Below are 19,975 nucleotides of genomic sequence, written 5' to 3'. Positions count from 1 at the left end.
GCCACGACGGCCGGGCGACGGCGCACGTCAGACGGCGGCGATCCTCCAGGATGCCGCATGCGTCGCACCGGGTTCGAGCACGACCAGGTCGGTTCCCGAGTTGAACGCGTCGGGCGGGCAGGTCATCGGCTCGACCGCGAGGCCGATGCGGTGGATCGCGTCGATCCCCGGGTTGTCCGCTGTGTGCACCTGCACCCACGGGCAGCGCTCATCGAATGTCATCGCGACGCCGGTTCCGGCATCCGTCACCAGCCGCACCTCAGCGACTCCGCCCTCACGAGCGAGCCCGGTGAACGCGTGGTCGATGAAGACGTCTCCGATCGGGCGCGCAGCGCGGAAGTCCCACTCCGGATGCTCCGACACGGCCTCGAGCGCCACCGGGCTCAACCGGTCGGTCGTCACGGTCAACACCTCGGATGCCGGCAGGGTCAGCGTCCAGCCGTCCACCCTCCCCTCGGGGCCGGCGACGAGATAGGGATGCGGTCCCGTGCCCCAGGGCGCGGCATCCGCCCCGAGGTTGCGCGCGGTCACGGTCTGCCGCAGCCCGTCGACGTCGATGCGATACTCGGTCTCGACCTCGACGCGGAACGGATACCCCGTCTGCGGCTCGATCACGGCAGCCAGCACGACACGATCGTCGAGCACGAGGCGGTCCTCGAACTCCGCCCACGCGAGCAGGCCGTGCAGCGCCTGCCCTCGGGTGGGCTCGGTGAGGGCGAGCCGATGATCCACACCGCCGAACGTGTAGCGCCCGTCGACGATGCGGTTGGGCCACGGCGCGAGGGTGGTGCCGCGGTATCCCGGCCTGACCTCGTCGGCGTCGAACGGCACGACCAGATCGCGACCCTCGAACCTGAGCACGCGCAGCGACGCCCCGACGCTCGCGATCACGGCCTCATATCCGTGACCGGCGATGTGCAGTTGCCGACCGGAGCGCGGTCGCGCGGCCGTCGCGAGATCGGCGGCGGCCGAAGAGACGTCGGTCATCACAGCCCCTGTGCGAGTCGGTAGTAGGCCTGGTTCCAGCGCACCTGCTTCTGGAACTCGGGCAGCGTGGTGGCGCCGTCGATCACGAGGAGCTCGACCTCGGCCATCTCGGCGAAGTCGCGGAAGGCCTCGAGCCCCACAGCCGTCGACATCACGGTGTGGTGGGCGGCACCCGCGGTCAGCCACGCGGCGGCGCTCGTGGTGAAGTCGGGCGCGGGCTTCCAGACGGCGCGTCCCACGGGGAGCTTGGGCAGCGCGGCGCGCGGCTCGACGTTCTCGACGACATTGGCCGTGAGACGGAATCTGTCGCGCATGTCGCTGAGCGCCACGACGATCGCGGGGCCGGGGTCGGCGGTGAACACCAGGCGCACCGGGTCGTCCTTGCCGCCGATGCCCAGCGGGTGGATCTCGAGCGTCGGCTTCGCGGTCGTGAGCGAGGGCGAGACCTCGAGCATGTGCGCCCCGAGGATCAGCTCGTCACCGGGGGTCATGTCGTAGGTGTAGTCCTCCATGAGGCTCGCCCCACCGGGCAGCCCCGCGCCCATGACGTTGGCGATGCGCACGAGGATCGCGGTCTTCCAGTCGCCCTCGGCACCGAAGCCGTATCCCTCGGCCATGAGGCGCTGCACCGCGAGACCGGGCAGCTGCGTCAGTGCGCCGAGGTCTTCGAAAGAGGTCGTGAAGGCGCCGAAGCCGCCCTCCTCCAGGAACGACCGCAGACCGATCTCGATCGCGGCCCCGTCACGCAGGGACTGATGCCGGTCACCCCCGCGGCGCAGTTCGGGCACGACCTCGTAGAGCTCTTCGTACTCGGCGACGAGCGCGTCGATCTCGGAGTCGGATGCCGCGGCGACGGCATCCGCCAGATCGTTGACGCCCCAGGTGTTGACCTGCACGCCGAAGCGCAGCTCGGCCTCGGTCTTGTCGCCCTCGGTGACGGCGACGAAGCGCATGTTGTCGCCGAACCGGGCGAGCTTGAGAGAACGGGATGCCGCAAGGCCCGCGGCCGCACGCTGCCAGGTCGCGATCTCCTGGCGCACCCGCGGGTCGCTCGCGTGCCCGACCACCGTCTTGCGCGGCACGCCGAGGCGGGTCTGGATGTAGCCGAACTCGCGGTCGCCGTGCGCCGCCTGGTTGAGGTTCATGAAGTCGAAGTCGATGTCGGCCCACGGCAGCTCGACGTTCGCCTGCGTGTGCAGGTGCGCGAGCGGCTTCTGCAGCGCGTCGAGACCGGCGATCCACATCTTGGCGGGGCTGAACGTGTGCATCCACGCGATGAGTCCGATGACCTTCTCATCGGCGTTGGCCTCGAGCACGGCGCGCTTGATGGCGGCGCTGTCGGTGAGCACCGGCTTCCACACGATCTTCACGGGCACTTCGCCCGCCTCGTCGAGGATGCGCGCGATCTGCTGCGACTGCTCGGCGACCTGCGCGAGCGTCTCGGGGCCGTAGAGGTGCTGACTGCCGGTGAGGAACCAGACCTCGTAGCCGTCGAGCGAGGTGGTGAGCGGGGTGCGGGTCATGAGAGGCCTTTCATATTCGGTCGTTGAGCGAGGAGCGAAGCACCGAGACGAAACGCGAAGAGGTGTGCGCTTCGCCTCGCTCCTCGCGCTCAGCGACCGGGACGGAGAGCGGTGGTCGCGGCGGCTTCGATGGCGAGGCCGGCGCGGTAGCGGTCGAGATAGGCGGTGAAGCCGGCGACGTCGTCGGGGTCGGGGTCGGCGATCGAGAGGGATGCCGCGGCGAACACCTTCTCGTCGAGGTACTCCCCCAGGGTCTGTGTCTCGGCGTGCGCGAGGTACGACGCGAGCACCGCGATGCCCCACGCGCCGCCCTCGGAGGCCAGCTCGCCGACCGCGACCGGAGCGCCGAGCGTCCCGGCGAGGAAGCGCTGGGCCACGCCTGCCGTGCGGAACATGCCTCCGTGCGCGAACATGCGGTCGAGCTCGACCCCCTCGGCGGTGAGCACCTGCATCCCGAGTGCGAGCGTGCCGAAGACCCCGTAGAGCTGCGAACGCACGAAGTTCGCGAGTGTGAACGCGCTGTCCGGAGTGCGCACGAACAGCGGGCGCCCCTCGGTGAGACCCGCGATCGGCTCGCCGGCCAGGTGGTTGTAGGCCAGCAGCCCACCGGCGTCCGCTTCTCCGTCGAGGGCCTCGCGGAAGAGCACGTCGAAGACGGCGTCGTCGCTCAGCGGCTGACCCGCTGCTGCGGAGAAGCGCGTGAAGAGCCCTGCCCACGCCGCGAGTTCACTGGCGCCGTTGTTGCAGTGCACCATCGCGACCGCGTCGCCCGCGGGAGTCGTCACGAGATCGAGCTCGTGGTGCACCTCGGTGAGCGGTCGTTCGAGCACGACCATCGCGAAGATGCTGGTGCCCGCCGACACGTTGCCCGTGCGCGGGGACACCGAGTTGGTCGCCACCATGCCGGTTCCCGCGTCGCCCTCGGGCGGACACAGCGGGATGCCGGGGGTCAACCCACCGCTGGGGTCGAGAAGCGCTGCGCCCTCGGCGGTGAGCGACCCCGCGGCAGCTCCGGCCGGGAGCACGGTCGGGAGGAGGTCTCGTGCACTCGCCGGAAGGCGGTCGGCGGCACGGAAGTCGTATGCCTGCAGCATCCGCTCGTCGTAGTCGCCGGTACTCGAGTCGATCGGGAACATGCCGGAGGCGTCGCCGACGCCCAGCACCCGCTCGCCCGTGAGCCGCCGGTGCACATACCCGGCGAGCGTGGTGACGAAGTCGAGCCTGGGCACATGCTCCTCACGGTCGAGCACGGCCTGGTGCAGGTGGGCGATCGACCAGCGGAGCGGGATGTTGAGGCCGAACAGATCGGTCAACTCGGCCGCCGCGGCACCCGTGTTGGTGTTGCGCCAGGTGCGGAACGGCACGAGCAGCTCGCCCTGCGCATCGAAGGCGAGGTAGCCGTGCATCATCGCCGAGACGCCGATCGCGCCGAACGTGTCGGGGCGCACGCCATGGCGGTTCTCCGCGTCGGCGACGAGCTCGGCGTAGGCCGCCTGGAGTCCGGCCCAGACCTCGTCGATCGCGTACGTCCAGAGACCGTCTTCGAGCCGGTTCTCCCATGCGAACGAGCCGGTGGCGAGCACCTCGGTCGCGTCGGATCCGATGAGGCAGGCCTTGATGCGGGTCGAGCCGAACTCGATGCCCAGGCTCGTGCGGGCGGCGAGGATGTCCTCCCGGGCGGGCGTCGTCGCGGTATCGCTCATCGCCGCGCGTCCGAGTTCTGTCCGTAGACGTTCTGGTACCGGTCGAAGAGACTGTCGATCGCCTCCTGCGGAATCGGGATCAGCGGACCGGCCTCTCGTGCATAGTGCACGGTGCGGGCGACGTCTTCGACCATGACGGCGGCCTTCACGGCATCCTTCGCGTCGACTCCGATCGTGAACGGCCCGTGGTTCTGCATCAGCACGGCCCGACTGCGGTGGCCCGAGAGGGTCTCGACGATGCCGCGACCGATCGAGTCGTCGCCGATGATCGCGAAGGGCCCGACCGGAATGGGACCGCCGAACTCATCGGCCATGGCCGTGATGACGCACGGGATCTCCTCGCCACGCGCGGCCCAGGCCACGGCGAACGTCGAGTGGGTGTGCACGACTCCGCCGACATCGGGCATGTGACGGTAGACGTAGGCGTGGGCGGCGGTGTCGCTCGAGGGCGAGCGGTCGCTGCCGGGGGTGCCGCGGACCACGGCGCCGTCGAGGTCGCACAGGATCATGTTCTCGGGGGCGAGATCGTCGTAGCTCACGCCAGAGGGCTTGATGACGAAGAGATCGGCGCCCGGGACGCGGCCCGAGACGTTGCCGCCGGTCCAGACGACGAGGCCGTAGCGGACCAGCTCGGCGTGCAGACGGGCGACGTCTTCACGGACGCTCTGGATCGCAGCGGCGATCTCGGGCGAGAAGGCGTTCTCCGCGGAGAAGGCAGGGGCGTCGTTGCTCACGGGTACCTCAGGGTTCGTCGGCGGTCACTGTGACCGGTCACAGCAGTGTGTCACGGGGTCGCGGCGGCGGTCAAGACACAGGGCGCGCAGGTGACCTCCGCGCCGCAGCACCGGCACGCCACGCGGGGTCACTTTCGCACAGCGCACGCCACGCGGGGTCACTTTCGCACCGCATCAGGCCGGATGCGGTGCGAAAGCGACCCCGCACCAACGGCACAGGCGGCGCCGCACACGTCAGCGGGGAGGCGCGACCGATGCCCTCGTCACCAGCACGGGAGCCACGGGCGGGAGGTCGGATGCCGTCTCTCCGGCGGCCCCCGCGAGCACCGCAGCCACCGCACGACGAGCGAGCTCGGAGAAGTCCTGACGCACGGTCGTGAGCTTCGGCCAGTAGTACGCGGCATCGGGGATGTCGTCGAACCCGACGACGCTGATGTCACCCGGCACGGAGAGGCCCGCCTCGTGCAGTCCGCCGAGAAGTCCGAGCGCCATCTGATCATTGGCGGCGAACACCGCGGTGGCACCCGATTCGCGCACGGCGGCAGCCGCGGCGTAGCCCGAGCCCGCGGTCCAGTCGCCCTCGATCACGGCACTGGCGACGAGTCTCCGGGCGACGAGCTCCGCCGCGAACCCCTCAGCGCGGGATTCGGCCTCGAGCCAGTCGGGCGGTCCGGCGAGGTGCGCGATGCGCGTGTGCCCGGCATCCGCGAGCGCCGCCACCGCCAGCCGCGCTCCCGCCGCCTGGTCGACGGAGAGGCCCCGCGCTCCCCTGTCGGCCGAGTGCAGCGTTACGACCGGCACTCCGATGCGCAGGGCGTCGAGCGCTTCGAGCGTGCGGGCATGCGGCGCGACGACCACGATCCCCTCGACGCCCTGCATGACGAGGTGATCGACGGCGGCGACCACCGCGGCGGCATCCCCCGCATCCGCGAAGGCCGCACTCAGCCAGTACCCCGCCTCGCGCGCCGAGGCCTCGAGCGCGGCGATGCTGCGGGAGGGTCCGTACTGCAGCGCGTCGGAGGCGAGCACCCCCAGCGTCCGGGATCGTCTCGTGCCCAGCGCCCTGGCGGCGTTGTTCATGCGGTATCCCAGCTCGGCCATGGCCGCGAGCACGCGTTCGCGCGTCTCGACGGCGACCTCGGGATGATCGTTGAGCACCCGAGACACCGTCTGCCGAGACACCCCCGCGCGCACCGCGACATCGCGCACGCCGACGGTGCGTCGGGGCTCGCTGCTCGTGTCACTCACGCCGACGAGTGTATGCCGAGCGGCCCTCAGCACCTCGCCGTCGTGCCACTCTGGTCACATGCGCATCGCACTCACCGGATCATCGGGCAAGCTCGGCAGCGTCGTCGCGAGGGAACTCCGCACCCACGGCTACGAGGTCATCGGCATGGACGTCACCGGCACTCGCGGCCCCGACTTCGTGCAGGTCGACCTCACGGATTACGGCCAGGTCGTGGATGCTTTCACGGCAGTCGGCGACCGGCATGACGGCATCGACGCCGTGGTGCATCTGGGCGCGATCCCCGCCCCCGGCATCCGCAGCGACGTCGCCACGTTCCACAACAACATGCCCGCGACGTTCAACGTCTTCTGGGCGGCTGTGCGCCTCGGCATCCGGCGCGTCGTCTACGCCTCGAGCGAGACCGTGCTCGGGCTGCCGTTCGATGTGCCGCCGCCCTACGTCCCGGTCGACGAGGACTACCCCGCCCGCCCCGAATCGGTCTACTCGCTGGTCAAGACGCTCGAGGAGCAGCTGGCGAGAGAGCTCGTGCGCTGGCGTCCCGACCTCTCGATCACGGCGCTGCGCTTCTCGAACGTGATGAACCCGGAGGACTACGCCGAGTTCCCCGACTTCGACGCCGACGCGCTGCGCCGCAAGTGGAACCTCTGGGGCTACATCGACGCCCGCGACGGCGCACAGGCCGTGCAACGCGCGCTCGAGGTCGCGGCACCCGGGTTCGACAACTTCATCATCGCGGCGGCCGACACGGTCATGTCGCGTCCGAACGCCGAACTGCTCGGCGAGGTCTTCCCCGACGTCCCCGTCGCGCGCGAGTTCGGCCCGAACGAGACGCTGCTGTCGATCGACAAGGCCCGCCGCATCCTCGGCTTCGATCCGCAGCACTCCTGGCGCGACGAGGTCTGACGCGTCACATCACTGGGCTCGCCGTAGTCCCTCGACCATCGTGGTCGTGGATGCGCGCCGCGTGACGCGCGTCAGCGCTCTGAGTGGCGACCGCGGCGTGCCTTCGATCGGCTCGATCGACGCGGACAACCCCACGACGTTTACGGAAGCGGCCCCGAGGAGTTTTGAATCGCGCACTTTGCAGATTTCGGGGTCCGAGATCTGCAAAGTGCGCGATTCGAAGGCAGCAGGCGATGCAACGATCCCGCTACAGCCCGAGGCGCTCCAGGTACGGGTTCACCAGCCGGCGCTCGGGGTCGAACCGGGCAGCGAGCGCCGCGAAGTCGTCCCAGCGCTCGTACCGTGAGCGCAGCTCGGCGGCATCCAGCGTGAACACCTTGCCCCAGTGCGGACGGGCGGTCTCGGGCAGGGCGGCCTCGAGCGTCGGCAGGAACTCGCGCACCGCGGCCTCGTCCGGCTTCCAGGTGAAGTGGACGGCGACGGCATCCGTGCCGTACGACGAGCTGAGCCACAGATCGTCGGCTGCCACTGTGCGGATCTCGTTCACGAGCAGCAGCGGGGCGATCTGCCCGGCGAGCGTGCGCACGGCCTGGATCGCGGCGACCGCGTCGGCGCGCGGCACGAGGTACTCGGTCTGGATCTCCGCTCCGGCCGACGGCGTGAACTCGAGCTTGAAGTGCGGGAGGCGCTCGAACCAGGGGCCGGGAACCCCGAGCTGCTCCGTGCAGGCGACCGGGTCGACGCCGATGATCGGATGCCTCTTGGCCGTGGCCGCCTCGCCGTCGATGCGCGAGAACAGGTCGGCGCGCGTGATCTCGCGCGCTTCGGGCTGTCGCTGCTTGACCCAGATCTGGTCGGCGACGTCGGTGTGCTCCCAGCGGGAGAAGATGCTGACGCTCGTGCCGATGCCCGTGACGTCATCGAAGTCGGCGAGGAGCGCATCCCACGACGGATGCTCGAACACATGCTGCGCGACCTCGTATGCCGGTTCGACATCGAGCGTCACGTCGACGATCGCTCCGAGCGCGCCGAGACTCACGACGGCGCCGTCGAAATCGGCATCGCCGCGCTGCAACGAGCGCACCTCGCCCGAGGGTGTGACGATCGTGAGCGCCCGGACGGCGCTGGCCAACGAGCCGATCGCGTCGCCCGAGCCGTGCGTGCCGGTCGTGATGGCTCCGGCGATCGAGATGTGCGGCAAAGACGCCAGGTTCGCGAGAGCGAGCCCTTCGGCATCGAGCAGCGGTGCGATGTCGCCGTATCGCATGCCTCCCGAGACGCGCACCGCGTCACGGGACTCGTCGACCTCGAAGACCGTCGGCATCCGGTCGAGCGCGATCAGCAGTCCGTCGGTGTCGGCGATGTCGTTGAAGCAGTGCCGCGATCCGAGCATCCGCACCCGCCCACCACGGGCGAACACCTCCTGCAACTCGTCGATCGAGGCAGGGTGCTCCACGGCGGATGCTCGGTAGGTGAGGTTGCCTGCCCAGTTGCGTTCGGTCGTCATCGGGCCATGATAGCCACGCACGCTGCGGTGACCTCGATGCACCGAGCGGTCGCGAGGGGCCGCACTAGGCTGACCGCATGACTGCGACGCCACCCCCTCGATCGACCATGAAGGACGTCGCCGCACTCGCCGGCGTCTCGCCCAAGACCGTGTCGAACGTGGTCACGGGCACCGTCGCCGTGCGTGAAGAGACCCGCGTCAAGGTCGAGGCCGCGATGGAGGAGCTCGACTTCGTGCCGAACCTCAACGCCCGCGGACTCCGCAAAGGCCGGTCGGGCATCATCGCCGTCGCCCTGCCCGACCTCGCGACCGCTTTCTCGGCAGAGCTGCTGCACCGCATCGTCGAGACCGCGCACGAGCGAGGCCTCGCAGTGCAGATCGAAGAGACCGCGACAGACCCCGACCGCGAGAAGGAACTCGTCTCTCGCGCTCGCGCTCATCTGGTCGACGGGCTGATCCTGAACCCGATCCGCCTGGAGGACAGCGTGCTCGACTTCGCGGATCGGCTGCCGCCCCTCGTGGTGATCGGCGAGGTCGAGCAGAACAGAGCCGATCAGGTGCGCATCGACAGTCGGCGGGCCGCGGCCGACGCAGCTCAGCATGTGCTGTCGCGCGGGGCGACGCGCATTGCGGTGATCGGGGCGGATGGCGATGCCTCGACGGCGACCGCCACCAGTCGGCTGCGTCTCGAGGGCGTGCACGATGCGCTGCGCGAGGCAGGGATCGACGCGGATCCCGCGCTCGAGGTCAATCCGATGCCGTGGTCGATGACCGGTGGCGCAGCGGGTGTCGAGACCCTGTTCCGACGGGGAGTGGCATTCGATGCGATCATCGCCCTGACCGACACGCTCGCGCTCGGAGCCCTGCACGCGCTGCACGACCACGGGGTCGGCGTGCCCGACGATGTGATCGTCACGGGCTTCGACGACGTGGAGTTCTCGCGCTACACCGCACCCTCGCTCACGACGATCGCGTTCGACCGCCGCGCGTTCGCGGATGCTGCGCTCGGGCTCCTCGAGTCGCGCATGGACGACCGCGCCGCCCCGCCGCGCGCGCTCACGCTGTCGCACCGCCTGCTGGAGCGCGACAGCACGAACGGTACCCCGCGCGGCTACCACCCCTGACAGCGCTTCGCCGCCGCCCGCCGGCCCCTCCCCGGCCCCGTCCCGGCCCCGTCCCGGCCCCTTCCCCACCTTTAGAAAGGCGCACAAAGGCGTTTTCGGGGGCTGGAAACTGCAAGGTGCGCGATTCGAAAGCCCGGGGAGACCTTGCCGATGCGATTACATCGATGTAATGATGTACCCCGACCCCGCCCGCTGTCACGAAGGAGTGACGATGACGCCCCCGCTCGATTTGTCCAGGCGGCAGTTCCTGACTGCCGCCTCCGTCACGGCCGCCGCAGCCCTGCTCGCCGGCTGCGCTCCCGGCACAGTGCCGGGCTCGAACGCCACGACGCTCCAGTTCTGGCACCTGCTCTCGGGCGGTGACGGCGTGACGATGTCGCAGCTGCTCGACACGGCCAACTCCGCGCAGAGCGACTACCGCATCCGTCCGACCGTGCTCGCCTGGGGCACCCCGTACTACACGAAGCTCGCCATGGCGGGCGCGGGCGGCCGGGCCCCCGACGTCGCGATCATGCATGCGACGCGTACCGTCGGCTGGGCCCCCGGCGGCCTGCTCGACACCTGGGACCTCGACCGGCTCGCAGAGCTCGGCGTCGACGCCTCGACGTTCCCGAAGCCCATCTGGGAGAAGGGATTCGTCGGCGAGAACATGTACAGCATCGCGCTCGACGCGCACCCCTTCGTGGCGATGTTCAACACCGACATCTGCGACGCGGCGGGTGTGCTCGACAGCGACGGCCGCCTGCAGCAGACGTCGTCGCCCGAGGAGTTCCTCGACCAGCTGCGCAGCATCGGCGGCCAGGCCGAGGGCCACGCGCTCTCGTTCGGCTACCTCGGCGACGGCGCTCAGATGTGGCGCCTCTTCTACACGTTCTACTCGCAGCACGGCGGAGCGATGGAGCTCCCCGAGGGCGGCAGAGCCGTGATCGACAAGGATGCCGCGATCGCGTCGCTCACGCTCATGAGCACGCTCCTCGACGGCGAGATCGCCCTGGCGCAGGCCGATTACGGAAGCGCGATCGCCGAGTTCGCGACCGGCAAGAGCGGAATGCTGTTCACGGGCGTGTGGGAGCTGCGCACCATGCAGGCGGCCGAGCTGCCCTTCGACGCGACCATGATCCCGACCCTGTTCGGCACACCGGCCGTGTACGCCGACTCGCACTCGTTCGTACTGCCGCACCAGACAGCCGCTGACCCGGCGAAGCGCGACCTGACCTATCGGTTCGTCGCCGACATGCTGAAGGGGTCGTTCGGCTGGGCCGAGGCCGGACACATCCCCGCGTTCCTCCCCGTCACCGAATCCCCCGAGTACGCAGACCTGATCCCCCAGGCCCACTACGCCGAGGCCGCCCAGCACGTGGTCTACGACCCGACCGCGTGGTTCACGGGATCGGGATCGAACTTCCAGGCCGAGTTCGGTGCCGCGGTGCAGGGCGTGCTGCTCTCGGGCGACGATCCCGCGGCCGCGATCGACCGCTTCGAAGCCCGCGTGAACACGCTGCTGCGACAGCCCAACCCCGCCGACCCCGAGGGGACGTTCGCTTCATGAGCACCGCGACCGACTCCACACGCACCATCGTCACCGGGTCTAAGTCGGCCCTTCCGGCCCGCCGCGCGGGTTCGCGCAACCGCGAGCAGCTGATCAGCTGGGCCTTCCTCGCCCCGTTCCTCGTGGCCTTCGCGCTGTTCCTGGTGTGGCCGATCATCCACGGGATCATCCTCAGCTTCACCGATCAGTCGCTCACGGGAGCCGGCGGCACATTCGTCGGCTTCGCGAACTACGCCGAGGCACTCAGCGACCCGAAGATGTGGCAGTCGATGGGCAACACGGTGTGGTTCACCCTCATCTCCACGGTGCCGCTCGTCGCCATCGCGCTGCTCATGGCGGCCCTGGTCGACCGCGGCATCCCCGGCCAGTGGCTGTGGCGCCTGTCGTTCTTCATGCCGTTCCTGCTCGCCTCGACCGTGATCTCGCAGATCTGGGTCTGGATCTTCAACCCGCAGGTCGGCGCAGCCAACAACATCCTGGAGTTCTTCGGCCTCGAGCCGATCGCCTGGCTGCAGAACCCCGACACGAACATGCTGTCGATCGTCATCGCGACCGTGTGGTGGACGGTCGGATTCAACTTCCTGCTCTATCTCGCCGCCATGCAGAACATCCCGCCGCAGCAGTATGAGGCCGCGTCCCTCGACGGCGCGGGCGCGTGGCGCCAGTTCTGGTCGATCACGCTCCCGCAGCTCGGACCGGCGACCGTGCTGATCCTGATCCTGCAGGTCCTCGCCTCCCTCAAGCTGTTCGACCAGGCGTACCAGATGCTCGGCGGCGTGGCGAGCGACACCACCCGCTCGATCGTCCAGTACATCTACGAGGCGGGCTTCGTCAGCTACCGATTCGGCTATTCGGCCGCGATCTCCTATGTGTTCTTCGCTCTCATCGTCATCATCGGGGTCGCGCAGGCCCTGATCATGCGTCGCCGGAAGGAGCAGCAGTGATGTCCACCGCCACTCGCACGGAAGCGATCACCACCGCTCAACCCCGCGCGCCCCGCCGCTCGCACCTGCCCGGTCAGAAGCCGTTCGGCCCCCTCCGCATCGCGGCCTTCGTCGTGCTGCTCCTGCTCGCCGTCGGCTGGCTGCTGCCGTTCCTCTGGGCGGTCGCGACGGCCTTCAAGACCGAGACGGATGCCGCCTCCGGCGACCCGAACTGGATCGGGTCGAGCGGCCCGACGATCGACGCGTTCACCGCGATCCTCTCGCAGGGCAACGTCTACACGTGGGCGTTCAACAGCCTGTGGACGGCGGCCGCGGTCACCCTGATCACCCTCGCGATCTCGACCATGGCCGCGTACGCGCTGTCCCGCCTCGACTTCACCGGCCGCAAGTGGCTGTTCGGCGTGATCATCGCGTCGATCGTCGTGCCGCCGCAGGCGCTGATCATCCCGCTGTTCTACGAGATGCTGGCGTTCAACCTGATCGACACGTACTGGGGCCTCATCCTGCCGCAGGTGGTGGCGCCCGCCATGGTGTTCATCCTCAAGCGCTTCTTCGACGCCGTCCCCATCGAGCTCGAAGACGCGGCGAGGGTCGACGGCGCCGGCCGGTTCCGCATCTTCTGGTCGATCGTGCTGCCGCTGTCTCGGCCGATCCTGGCATCCGTCGCGATCTTCGTGTTCATCGCCGCGTGGAACAACTTCCTCTGGCCGTTCCTCGTCATCAACGACACCACGCTGATGACGCTGCCGGTCGGTCTCCAGACGGTGATCAGCGCCTACGGCGTGCAGTACGCCCAGGTCATGGCGCAGGCCGTGCTCGCGGCGCTGCCCCTCATCATCGTCTTCATCATCTTCCAGAAGCAGATCGTCAAGGGAGTCGCGACGAGCGGCTTCGGCGGTCAGTAGTCCCCCACCCGGCTCGAGAGCCAGAACCAAGGAGAGCAATGTCTCAGGCCCGCATCACCATCGATCGCGACTTCACCATCGCCGACGTCCCCCGGAGGCTCTTCGGGTCCTTCGTCGAGCACATGGGGCGCTGCGTGTACACCGGCATCTACGAGCCGGGGCACCCGCAGGCCGACGAGCGCGGCTTCCGCAAGGACGTTCTCGCCCTGGTGAAGGAGATGGGTCCGACCGTCGTCCGCTACCCCGGAGGCAACTTCGTCTCGGGCTACCGCTGGGAAGACGGGGTGGGTCCGGTCGAAGACCGCCCGGTGCGCATCGACGGCGCCTGGCACACGATCGAGACCAACGCCTTCGGTCTGCACGAGTTCATGGACTGGGCGAAGGAGGCCGACGTCGAGGTCATGGAGGCCATCAACCTCGGCACCCGCGGCGTCGAAGAGGCTCGCTCGCTCGTCGAGTACGCGAACCACCCGAGCGGCACCTACTGGTCGGACCTGCGCCGCAAGAACGGCGCCGAGCAGCCCTTCGACATCAAGCTGTGGTGCCTGGGCAACGAGCTCGACGGCCCGTGGCAGATCGGCGGCAAGACCGCGACCGAGTACGGTCGCCTCGCGCAGGAGTCGGCCAAGGCGATGAAGCTGGTCGATCCCACGATCGAGCTCGTCGCGGTCGGCTCCTCGGGCCGCTCGATGCCGACGTTCGGCACATGGGAGCACACCGTGCTCACGCACGCCTACGACGAGGTCGACTTCATCTCGATGCACGCCTATTACCAGGAGCACGACGGCGATGCCGAGTCGTTCCTCGCGGAGTCGGTCGACATGGATGCGTTCATCGACGGCGTCATCGCCACGATCGACGCGGTCAAGGCCGCAGGCAAGCACTCGAAGCAGGTCGACATCTCGTTCGACGAGTGGAACGTGTGGGACCAGGTGAAGTTCAACGACGTGGAGTCGGTGGAGATCGCGAAGGCCGGATGGAAGAAGCATCCGCGTCTGATCGAGGACACCTACAACGTCACGGATGCCGTCGTGGTGGGCACACTGCTCAACAGCCTGCTGCGTCACGGCGACCGCGTGAAGATCGCCAACCAGGCGCAGCTGGTGAACGTGATCGCCCCGATCCGCTCGGAGGAGAACGGCCCGGCCTGGCGCCAGACGAGCTTCTGGCCGTTCGAGCGCATGGCACGCCTCGCGAAGGGCCGCATCCTGCGCCTCGCGGTGTCTGCCCCGCAGATCGAGACGAAGCGCTACGGCGGGGTCGACGCGGTCGACGCGGCAGCGACATGGGACGAGGAGACCGGCCGCGTGGTCGTGTTCGTCGCCAACCGCTCGCTCGACGAGGAGAGCGACCTGACCGTCGAGCTGCGCGGACTCACCGGGCTGCGCGTCGTGAACGCCGAGACGCTGACGATCCCCGAGGGCGGCGACCGTCACACCGCCAACCTCGAGACCACGCAGGATGCCGTGCACATGGTGCCGCTCGCCGGCGCCGAGGTCGTCGACGGATCGGTGCGGGCCACGCTGCCCCCGCTGTCCTGGTCGGTGATCGAACTCGCCTGAGCGTCGCCCCCTGCACGCGAAGAAGCCCGGCACCTCAGGGATGCCGGGCTTCTTCGTATCTGGATCGCAGTCAGCCGATCAGCTCTCGATCGTCTGACGACGGCGAGCGAGGAGCAGGAATCCACCCGACAGCAGCGCGAGTGCGATCGCCGCTGCGGAGAGCGGCACGATCACGTCGCCACCGGTCACGGCGAGGCCGCCGTCACCGGGAGCTGCTGCGCCACCCTCACCGGGAGCCGGAGCTGCGCCGCCGCCGCCCGGAGCCGGAGCCGGAGCCGCGAGAACCGCGAACGCCACGTCGGTCGGAGCCGAGGCGACCTCCGCCAGCGACTGCGTCACCGAGACGGTGTACGTGCCGGGCTGCAGTGCAGCACCGAAGTCGACAGCCCACGATCCGTTCTCGACCGTGGCCGTGAACGTGCCGCTGGCCGCGGCGAACGAACCCGCGAGGGCCGCCGTCGTGGCTGCAGGAGCCGGCTCGGCGCCCGTGAGCGTCACCGTGATGGTCGCGCCGGAGATGCCGGTGCCCGAGAGCACCGAAGGACCGCCGTCGTGCGGGAACTCAGCGCCGTTGGCGACCGAGGTCACGACCGGCGACACCGGGATGACCGCGAAGGTCGAGGTGGCCTCGGGCGAGGTCTCCTCCACACCCTCGACGGTGCGGGTCTGCGTGACGACGATCTGGTGCTGGGCCTTGTAACCGAGCTTCAGTCCGTCGACGGTCCATGAACCGTCAGCGGCGACCATGGTGGTGCCGAGGGTCTCGCCGTCGGCGTCGGTGACCGTGATCTCTGCGCCCGGGAGTCCGGTGCCCGAGGCCGCGGTGACGGGCTCGTTGACCGTGGAGCCGTCGGCCGGCGACTCGATGACCGGAGCCACGAGCGGGGCCGGGACGACCGTCAGCTCGAGCGTCGTGGTCGGCGAGGTGCTGAAGCCGTTCACACCGGTAATGGTGATCGTCGCGTCGCCGAGCGCGGTGGGTCCGGCGAACGAGAAGGCTCCGTCTACGACGTCGACGGTCTGCTCTGCGCCGAGTCCGGTGACGGTGACGGTGTCGGATCCGGGAGCGGTTCCGGTGATGGTGGCTCCGGGGTTGACCTCAGCGCCGGCAGCCGGGCTGCTGACGACCGGGGCGTCGAGGTCGAGCGCGACCGTGTAGCCGTTGGTCTTGGGGAGTGCGGTCACGAGCGAGGCCGACCAGGTGAACTGCTCTTCGGTCGGGGTCGCGGGCGAGCCGCCGGAGATGAGGCCGACCGCGGCGTTGCCCTGGATGACGGCTCCACCGGAGTCTCCGGGGCCCGCCTCGGTGTTGCTCGAGAAGCCCTGGACCCAGTGCCCGTCGATGTTCGCCCAGCCGTCGAGCACATCGTCGCCATCGATCGCGCCGGTGGTGAAGCCGGTCGTGCGACCGCTCTTCGAGACCGCCCCGACGGTGGGAGCGGCGACGGACTTGATCTCGACGACGCCGTCTGCGGGCGAGCTGAGCGATTCTCCGGCCGTCGTCCAGTCGGTGACCGCGGGGACCGGGTTCCATCCGGAGGCCGGATCGATGTCGATGACCGAGATGTCGGTCGCGGTCGCATCGCCGTTCGAGCCGAGGCTGCCGTTGGCGCCACCGAACTGGGCGAAGCCGAACGTGCCGAGCAGTTCGACCGAAGCCGGGAGCGAGGGCGTTCCGCCGACGGCGGGCTCGTCGCCCGGAACCGTCAGCGTGGTGTCGGTGAGCGGGTCGCCGTTGTCGTCGAAGGCGCAGTGTCCCGCGCTCAGGAGCGCAGGGTCGCCGGCGGGCGAGAAGGCCGCGAAGCCCACAGAGCACGACCATGCCGCGCTGCCGGGCTCGTTCGCGAGGAAGCCGGGAAGGTCGGGAGCGACAGACACGTAACCCTGACCACCGACGACATCACCCTCGGCGAAGGCTTCGAGCACGCGGTCGACCTTGACAACGGAGGCGTCGTGCAGGCCTTCCTCGGCGGCGAGTGCCTTTACCTCGGCATCGCTGGCAGTGCTGTCGGCCGTCACGACGACGACGTTCTGGCCGTCAGCGTTCTGGCCGAGTGCAACGAGCTCGCTGCCCGCAGCCTCGAACTTCTTCGACGTCGCCTTCGCCTGGTCTTCGGTGACCCCGGTCGAGGGTGCTTCCGCGGAGTTGGTGGGCTCGGGACTCGGCGCGGCACCGTCCTGGGCGAACGCCGCAGGCGCTCCCAGGAAGAGGCCCGAAAGGGCGAGCGTTGTCGCGGCAGTCAACGCCAACGGGCGCCGACCTGTCACTCTCTGCTTCATGTGATGTATGTCCTTGCTGGTCACGGATCGTCAGTCAGATTTACTTCCCGGCAGAGTGCATAGAGCACGGAACCGGCCGCCTCCCGGTGGAGGCGTGAACTGTGACGCTGGCCCCCCGACAAGCAGGATCCTGTCCGTCGGGACGAACAGGGATCTCCAGCAGAGTACCCAGTAAATCCACAGAATGGGGAAATTGTTTACCAGTATTTTGTTTCTTGACCTGGCACTCGTTGTGAGCTATGGGCGTGGATCAGGTCACTTCAGGGCCCCGTTCTCGCAGCCGATCCGGTTAGCATGACCCCCATGAGCACCCACCGCAGAGCACGCAATCTCGTCGGCCTCGCGATGCTGGGGGCGTTCGCCCTGGTGGCGACGGCCTGTGCGACCGCCTCCCCCGGCGACGCTCCGACCTCGACTCCCGAGCCGAACAGCGAGGAGGCCGCCGTCGTCGAGAAGCTCGTCGGCCTCTGGGGTGACAACGCGCCCGGACAGCCCCACCTCGAGTTCGCCGCCGACGGCACGGTCAGCGGGAGCGACGGATGCAACGGCGTCACCACGACCTACACGGTGAACGGCGATCGCGTCGATCTCGCCCGATTCGCCTCGACTCTGAAGGCGTGCCCCGGTGTCGACGACTGGATGCGCGGCGTGCGCGCGGTCGAGCTCGACGGCGACGTGCTGGTCATCATGGACGCCTCCGGCGCCGAGCTCGGCAACCTCCCCCGCGCCAGCTGACCCCTCCCCCGCTCGTTCGAATCGCGCACTTGGCAGTTCTCCGACGGGATTTTCTGCAAAGTGCGCGATTCGAAACGCTGTGACGGCGACGGCGTCTCCCGGGCCGGTCGTTGAGCGAGGAGCGAAGCACCGAGACGAAACGGAGTCAGCCTTCGACGTGCCGCTCGTCGACCCCGTCGTAATGCGACAGCGGGCGGATCAGCGCGTTGGCGCCGGCCTGCTCGATCACGTGCGCAGTCCATCCGGTCACGCGCGCTGCGACGAACAGCGGCGTGAAGGTCAGGGTGTCGAAGCCGATCAGGTTGTACGCCGGGCCCGACGGGTAGTCGAGGTTGGGGTAGATGCCCTTGCGCGCGACGAACTCCGACTCGAGCGCGTCGTACAGCGCGGCGACCTCGGGCCGATCGTAGTGCGCCACGAGAGTGTCGAGCGCGGCCTTCATGGTCGGCACACGCGAGTCGCCGCTCTTGTAGACGCGGTGCCCGAAGCCCATGATCTTGCGCTTCTCGGCCAGGGCCTCATCGAGCCACTGCACGACGTTCGAGGCGTCGCCGATCTCGTCGAAGATGTGCAGCACGGCCTCGTTGGCACCGCCGTGCAGAGGCCCCTTGAGGGCACCGATCGCACCGACGACAGCCGAGTACAGGTCGCTGAGGGTCGAGGTGATCACCCTCGCGGTGAACGTGGAGGCGTTGAACGAGTGCTCCGCGTACAGGATCATCGAGCGGTTGAACGCGTCGACCACCACCGGGTCCGGCTCCTCGCCGAACGTCATCCAGAGGAAGTTCGCCGAGTAGTCGAGGTCGTCGCGGGGCGCGATCGGCTCCTGGCCACGGCGGCGACGCTGCCCGTAGGCGACGATCGCCGGCAGAGCGGCGAACAGACGGATGCTGCGCTCGAGGTTCTGCTCAGGGCTGCCGCCCGCGTGCAGCACCGATCCGCCGGCGTTCGGGTCGGAAGCGCCGATCAGGCTGACCGCCGTGCGCACCTCGTCCATCGGATGCGCCTCGACGGGTACCAGGTCGATCGCCGTCTTGACGTTGTCTGCGAGCGCGCGGTGCTCACGCTCCTGCGCGCGGAACGCCGCCAGCTGTGCGGCATCCGGCAGCTCTCCGTGCCAGAGCAGGTACGCGACCGCCTCGAACGGCTGCGTGTCGGCCAGCTCCTGCACGGGATACCCGCGATAGAGCAGGCTGTTCGTCTCGGGGTTCACCTTCGAGATCGCGGTGGTGTCGACGACGACGCCGGCGAGCCCCTTCTTGATGTCCTGCTCGGTCATGCTCACTCCTTCGTGATGGTGAAGTTGTAGACCCCGGAGTCGAAGTGGTTGTACGACTCGTAGTCGATCAGGTCGTAGAGATCGGCACGGTGCTGCATCTCCCCCAGCTTCGAGGTGAGGTGCCCCTCCTCGTTCAGCGTATCGAGAGCGCGACCCGCCGCCCCCATCGCGATGCGCAGCAGCGACACCGGCCAGATGACCATGCTCACACCGGCATCCCGCAGCTGGTCGACCGTGAACAGGTCGCTCTTGCCGAACTCGGTCATGTTGGCGAGGATCGGCACGTCGAGAGCATCCGCCATCGCCGCGAACTCCGACAGGTCGCGCATCGCCTCGGGGAAGACCGCGTCGGCACCTGCGTCGACCAGCGCCTTCGCGCGGTCGATCGCGGCATCGAGCCCCTCGATCGCCCGGATGTCGGTGCGCGCCATGATGAGGAAGTTCTCGTCGCGTCGGGCATCGGCGGCGGCGCGGATGCGCTTGATCGCCGTGTTCTCGTCGACGACGCTCTTGCCGTCGAGGTGACCGCACCGCTTCGGGTTGATCTGGTCTTCGATGTGGGTGCCGGCGAGTCCGGCGTCCTCGAGCTCCTGGATCGTGCGGGCGACGTTCATCGGCTCCCCGAACCCGGTGTCGGCGTCGACGATCGCGGGGATGTCGGTCATCCGCGCGATCTGCTTCGCGCGCCCCGCGACCTCGGTCAGCGTCGTGAGCCCGATGTCGGGAAGCCCCAGGTCTGCCGAGAGCACGGCGCCCGAGATGTAGACGCCGTCGAAGCCCTTCTGCTCGATGAGGCGGGCGCTCAGCGGGTTGAAGGCACCGGGGAAGCGCAGCAGCTCACCGCTGGCCAGGCGCTCGCGGAACAGTCGGCGCTTCTCGGCCGGGGTCGTCGTGGAGTACAGCATCAGTTCTCCTCAAGTGTGTCGCGCATCGATACCGCGTTTCGTCTCGCTCGGCTCCGCCGTGCTCGCTCAACGACCGGGGAAGCTGC

16 protein-coding genes are annotated in these 19,975 nt (G+C 68.9%); 7 read left to right on the top strand and 9 right to left on the bottom strand.

Annotated features, from left to right (window positions below):
- Positions 1-27 precede the first annotated feature (27 nt).
- From RWO82_RS10790 to RWO82_RS10770, 5 genes are all read right to left on the bottom strand, one after another.
- A complete protein-coding gene (locus RWO82_RS10790) occupies positions 28-987 on the bottom strand; it encodes an aldose 1-epimerase family protein (RefSeq protein WP_314426723.1) in 960 nt (319 codons plus the stop codon).
- Positions 987-2,510 carry an L-arabinose isomerase gene (gene araA / locus RWO82_RS10785; protein WP_314426721.1) on the bottom strand — a complete coding sequence of 508 codons (1,524 nt, stop codon included), beginning with the start codon at positions 2,508-2,510 and terminating at the stop codon, positions 987-989. The genes RWO82_RS10790 and araA overlap by 1 nt, the downstream gene beginning before the upstream one ends.
- Positions 2,511-2,599: 89 nt before the next feature.
- A complete protein-coding gene (locus RWO82_RS10780; protein ID WP_314426717.1) occupies positions 2,600-4,213 on the bottom strand; it encodes an FGGY-family carbohydrate kinase in 1,614 nt (537 codons plus the stop codon).
- Positions 4,210-4,896: an L-ribulose-5-phosphate 4-epimerase gene (locus tag RWO82_RS10775; protein WP_314426725.1), complete on the bottom strand. Its 687-nt coding sequence runs from the start codon at positions 4,894-4,896 to the stop codon at positions 4,210-4,212. Before RWO82_RS10775 ends, RWO82_RS10780 begins: the two co-directional genes overlap by 4 nt.
- 285 nt (positions 4,897-5,181) lie before the next feature.
- Complete coding sequence (locus tag RWO82_RS10770; protein ID WP_314426714.1) at positions 5,182-6,195, bottom strand: LacI family DNA-binding transcriptional regulator; 1,014 nt, start codon at positions 6,193-6,195, stop codon at positions 5,182-5,184.
- Positions 6,196-6,253: 58 nt separating this feature from the next.
- Here RWO82_RS10770 and RWO82_RS10765 point away from each other — a divergent pair, with 58 nt between their 5' ends.
- Positions 6,254-7,099 (top strand): NAD(P)-dependent oxidoreductase, encoded by an 846-nt coding sequence (locus RWO82_RS10765; protein WP_314426711.1) that lies wholly within the window; start codon positions 6,254-6,256, stop codon positions 7,097-7,099.
- 247 nt (positions 7,100-7,346) lie between these two features.
- On the opposite strand, the gene RWO82_RS10760 is transcribed toward RWO82_RS10765, so the two are convergent.
- The gene (locus RWO82_RS10760) at positions 7,347-8,606 is read right to left on the bottom strand and encodes a D-arabinono-1,4-lactone oxidase (RefSeq protein WP_314426708.1); all 1,260 of its coding nucleotides are present in this window, start codon (positions 8,604-8,606) and stop codon (positions 7,347-7,349) included.
- Between the two features lie 77 nt (positions 8,607-8,683).
- Here RWO82_RS10760 and RWO82_RS10755 point away from each other — a divergent pair, with 77 nt between their 5' ends.
- The 5 genes from RWO82_RS10755 (at position 8,684) to RWO82_RS10735 (ending at position 14,690) form a co-directional block, all read left to right on the top strand.
- Positions 8,684-9,730: a LacI family DNA-binding transcriptional regulator gene (locus RWO82_RS10755; protein ID WP_314426705.1), complete on the top strand. Its 1,047-nt coding sequence runs from the start codon at positions 8,684-8,686 to the stop codon at positions 9,728-9,730.
- Positions 9,731-9,941: 211 nt separating this feature from the next.
- Complete coding sequence (locus tag RWO82_RS10750) at positions 9,942-11,279, top strand: extracellular solute-binding protein (RefSeq protein WP_314426701.1); 1,338 nt, start codon at positions 9,942-9,944, stop codon at positions 11,277-11,279.
- Positions 11,276-12,223, top strand: a complete 948-nt coding sequence (locus RWO82_RS10745) for a sugar ABC transporter permease (protein ID WP_314426698.1) — start codon at positions 11,276-11,278, stop codon at positions 12,221-12,223. The genes RWO82_RS10750 and RWO82_RS10745 overlap by 4 nt, the downstream gene beginning before the upstream one ends.
- The gene (locus RWO82_RS10740; protein ID WP_314426695.1) at positions 12,223-13,128 is read left to right on the top strand and encodes a carbohydrate ABC transporter permease; all 906 of its coding nucleotides are present in this window, start codon (positions 12,223-12,225) and stop codon (positions 13,126-13,128) included. The genes RWO82_RS10745 and RWO82_RS10740 overlap by 1 nt, the downstream gene beginning before the upstream one ends.
- A gap of 38 nt (positions 13,129-13,166) precedes the next feature.
- Complete coding sequence (locus RWO82_RS10735; RefSeq protein WP_314426692.1) at positions 13,167-14,690, top strand: alpha-N-arabinofuranosidase; 1,524 nt, start codon at positions 13,167-13,169, stop codon at positions 14,688-14,690.
- Between the two features lie 78 nt (positions 14,691-14,768).
- Here the strand turns inward: RWO82_RS10735 and RWO82_RS10730 are convergent, their stop codons facing one another.
- Complete coding sequence (locus tag RWO82_RS10730; RefSeq protein ID WP_314426689.1) at positions 14,769-16,934, bottom strand: Ig-like domain-containing protein; 2,166 nt, start codon at positions 16,932-16,934, stop codon at positions 14,769-14,771.
- A gap of 339 nt (positions 16,935-17,273) precedes the next feature.
- Here RWO82_RS10730 and RWO82_RS10725 point away from each other — a divergent pair, with 339 nt between their 5' ends.
- Positions 17,274-17,705 carry an META domain-containing protein gene (locus tag RWO82_RS10725; protein ID WP_314426686.1) on the top strand — a complete coding sequence of 144 codons (432 nt, stop codon included), beginning with the start codon at positions 17,274-17,276 and terminating at the stop codon, positions 17,703-17,705.
- Between the two features lie 145 nt (positions 17,706-17,850).
- Here the strand turns inward: RWO82_RS10725 and RWO82_RS10720 are convergent, their stop codons facing one another.
- Together RWO82_RS10720 and prpB are read right to left on the bottom strand one after the other, a co-directional pair.
- Positions 17,851-18,984: a bifunctional 2-methylcitrate synthase/citrate synthase gene (locus tag RWO82_RS10720; protein WP_314426683.1), complete on the bottom strand. Its 1,134-nt coding sequence runs from the start codon at positions 18,982-18,984 to the stop codon at positions 17,851-17,853.
- Positions 18,985-18,986: 2 nt separating this feature from the next.
- A complete protein-coding gene (prpB, locus tag RWO82_RS10715; RefSeq protein WP_314426680.1) occupies positions 18,987-19,889 on the bottom strand; it encodes a methylisocitrate lyase in 903 nt (300 codons plus the stop codon).
- Between the last annotated feature and the right edge of the window lie 86 nt (positions 19,890-19,975).

Origin of the sequence: uncultured Microbacterium sp., from assembly GCF_963521645.1 — a bacterium.
Lineage (GTDB): Bacteria > Actinomycetota > Actinomycetes > Actinomycetales > Microbacteriaceae > Microbacterium.
This window is presented reverse-complemented; position numbering and strand designations above follow the sequence as displayed.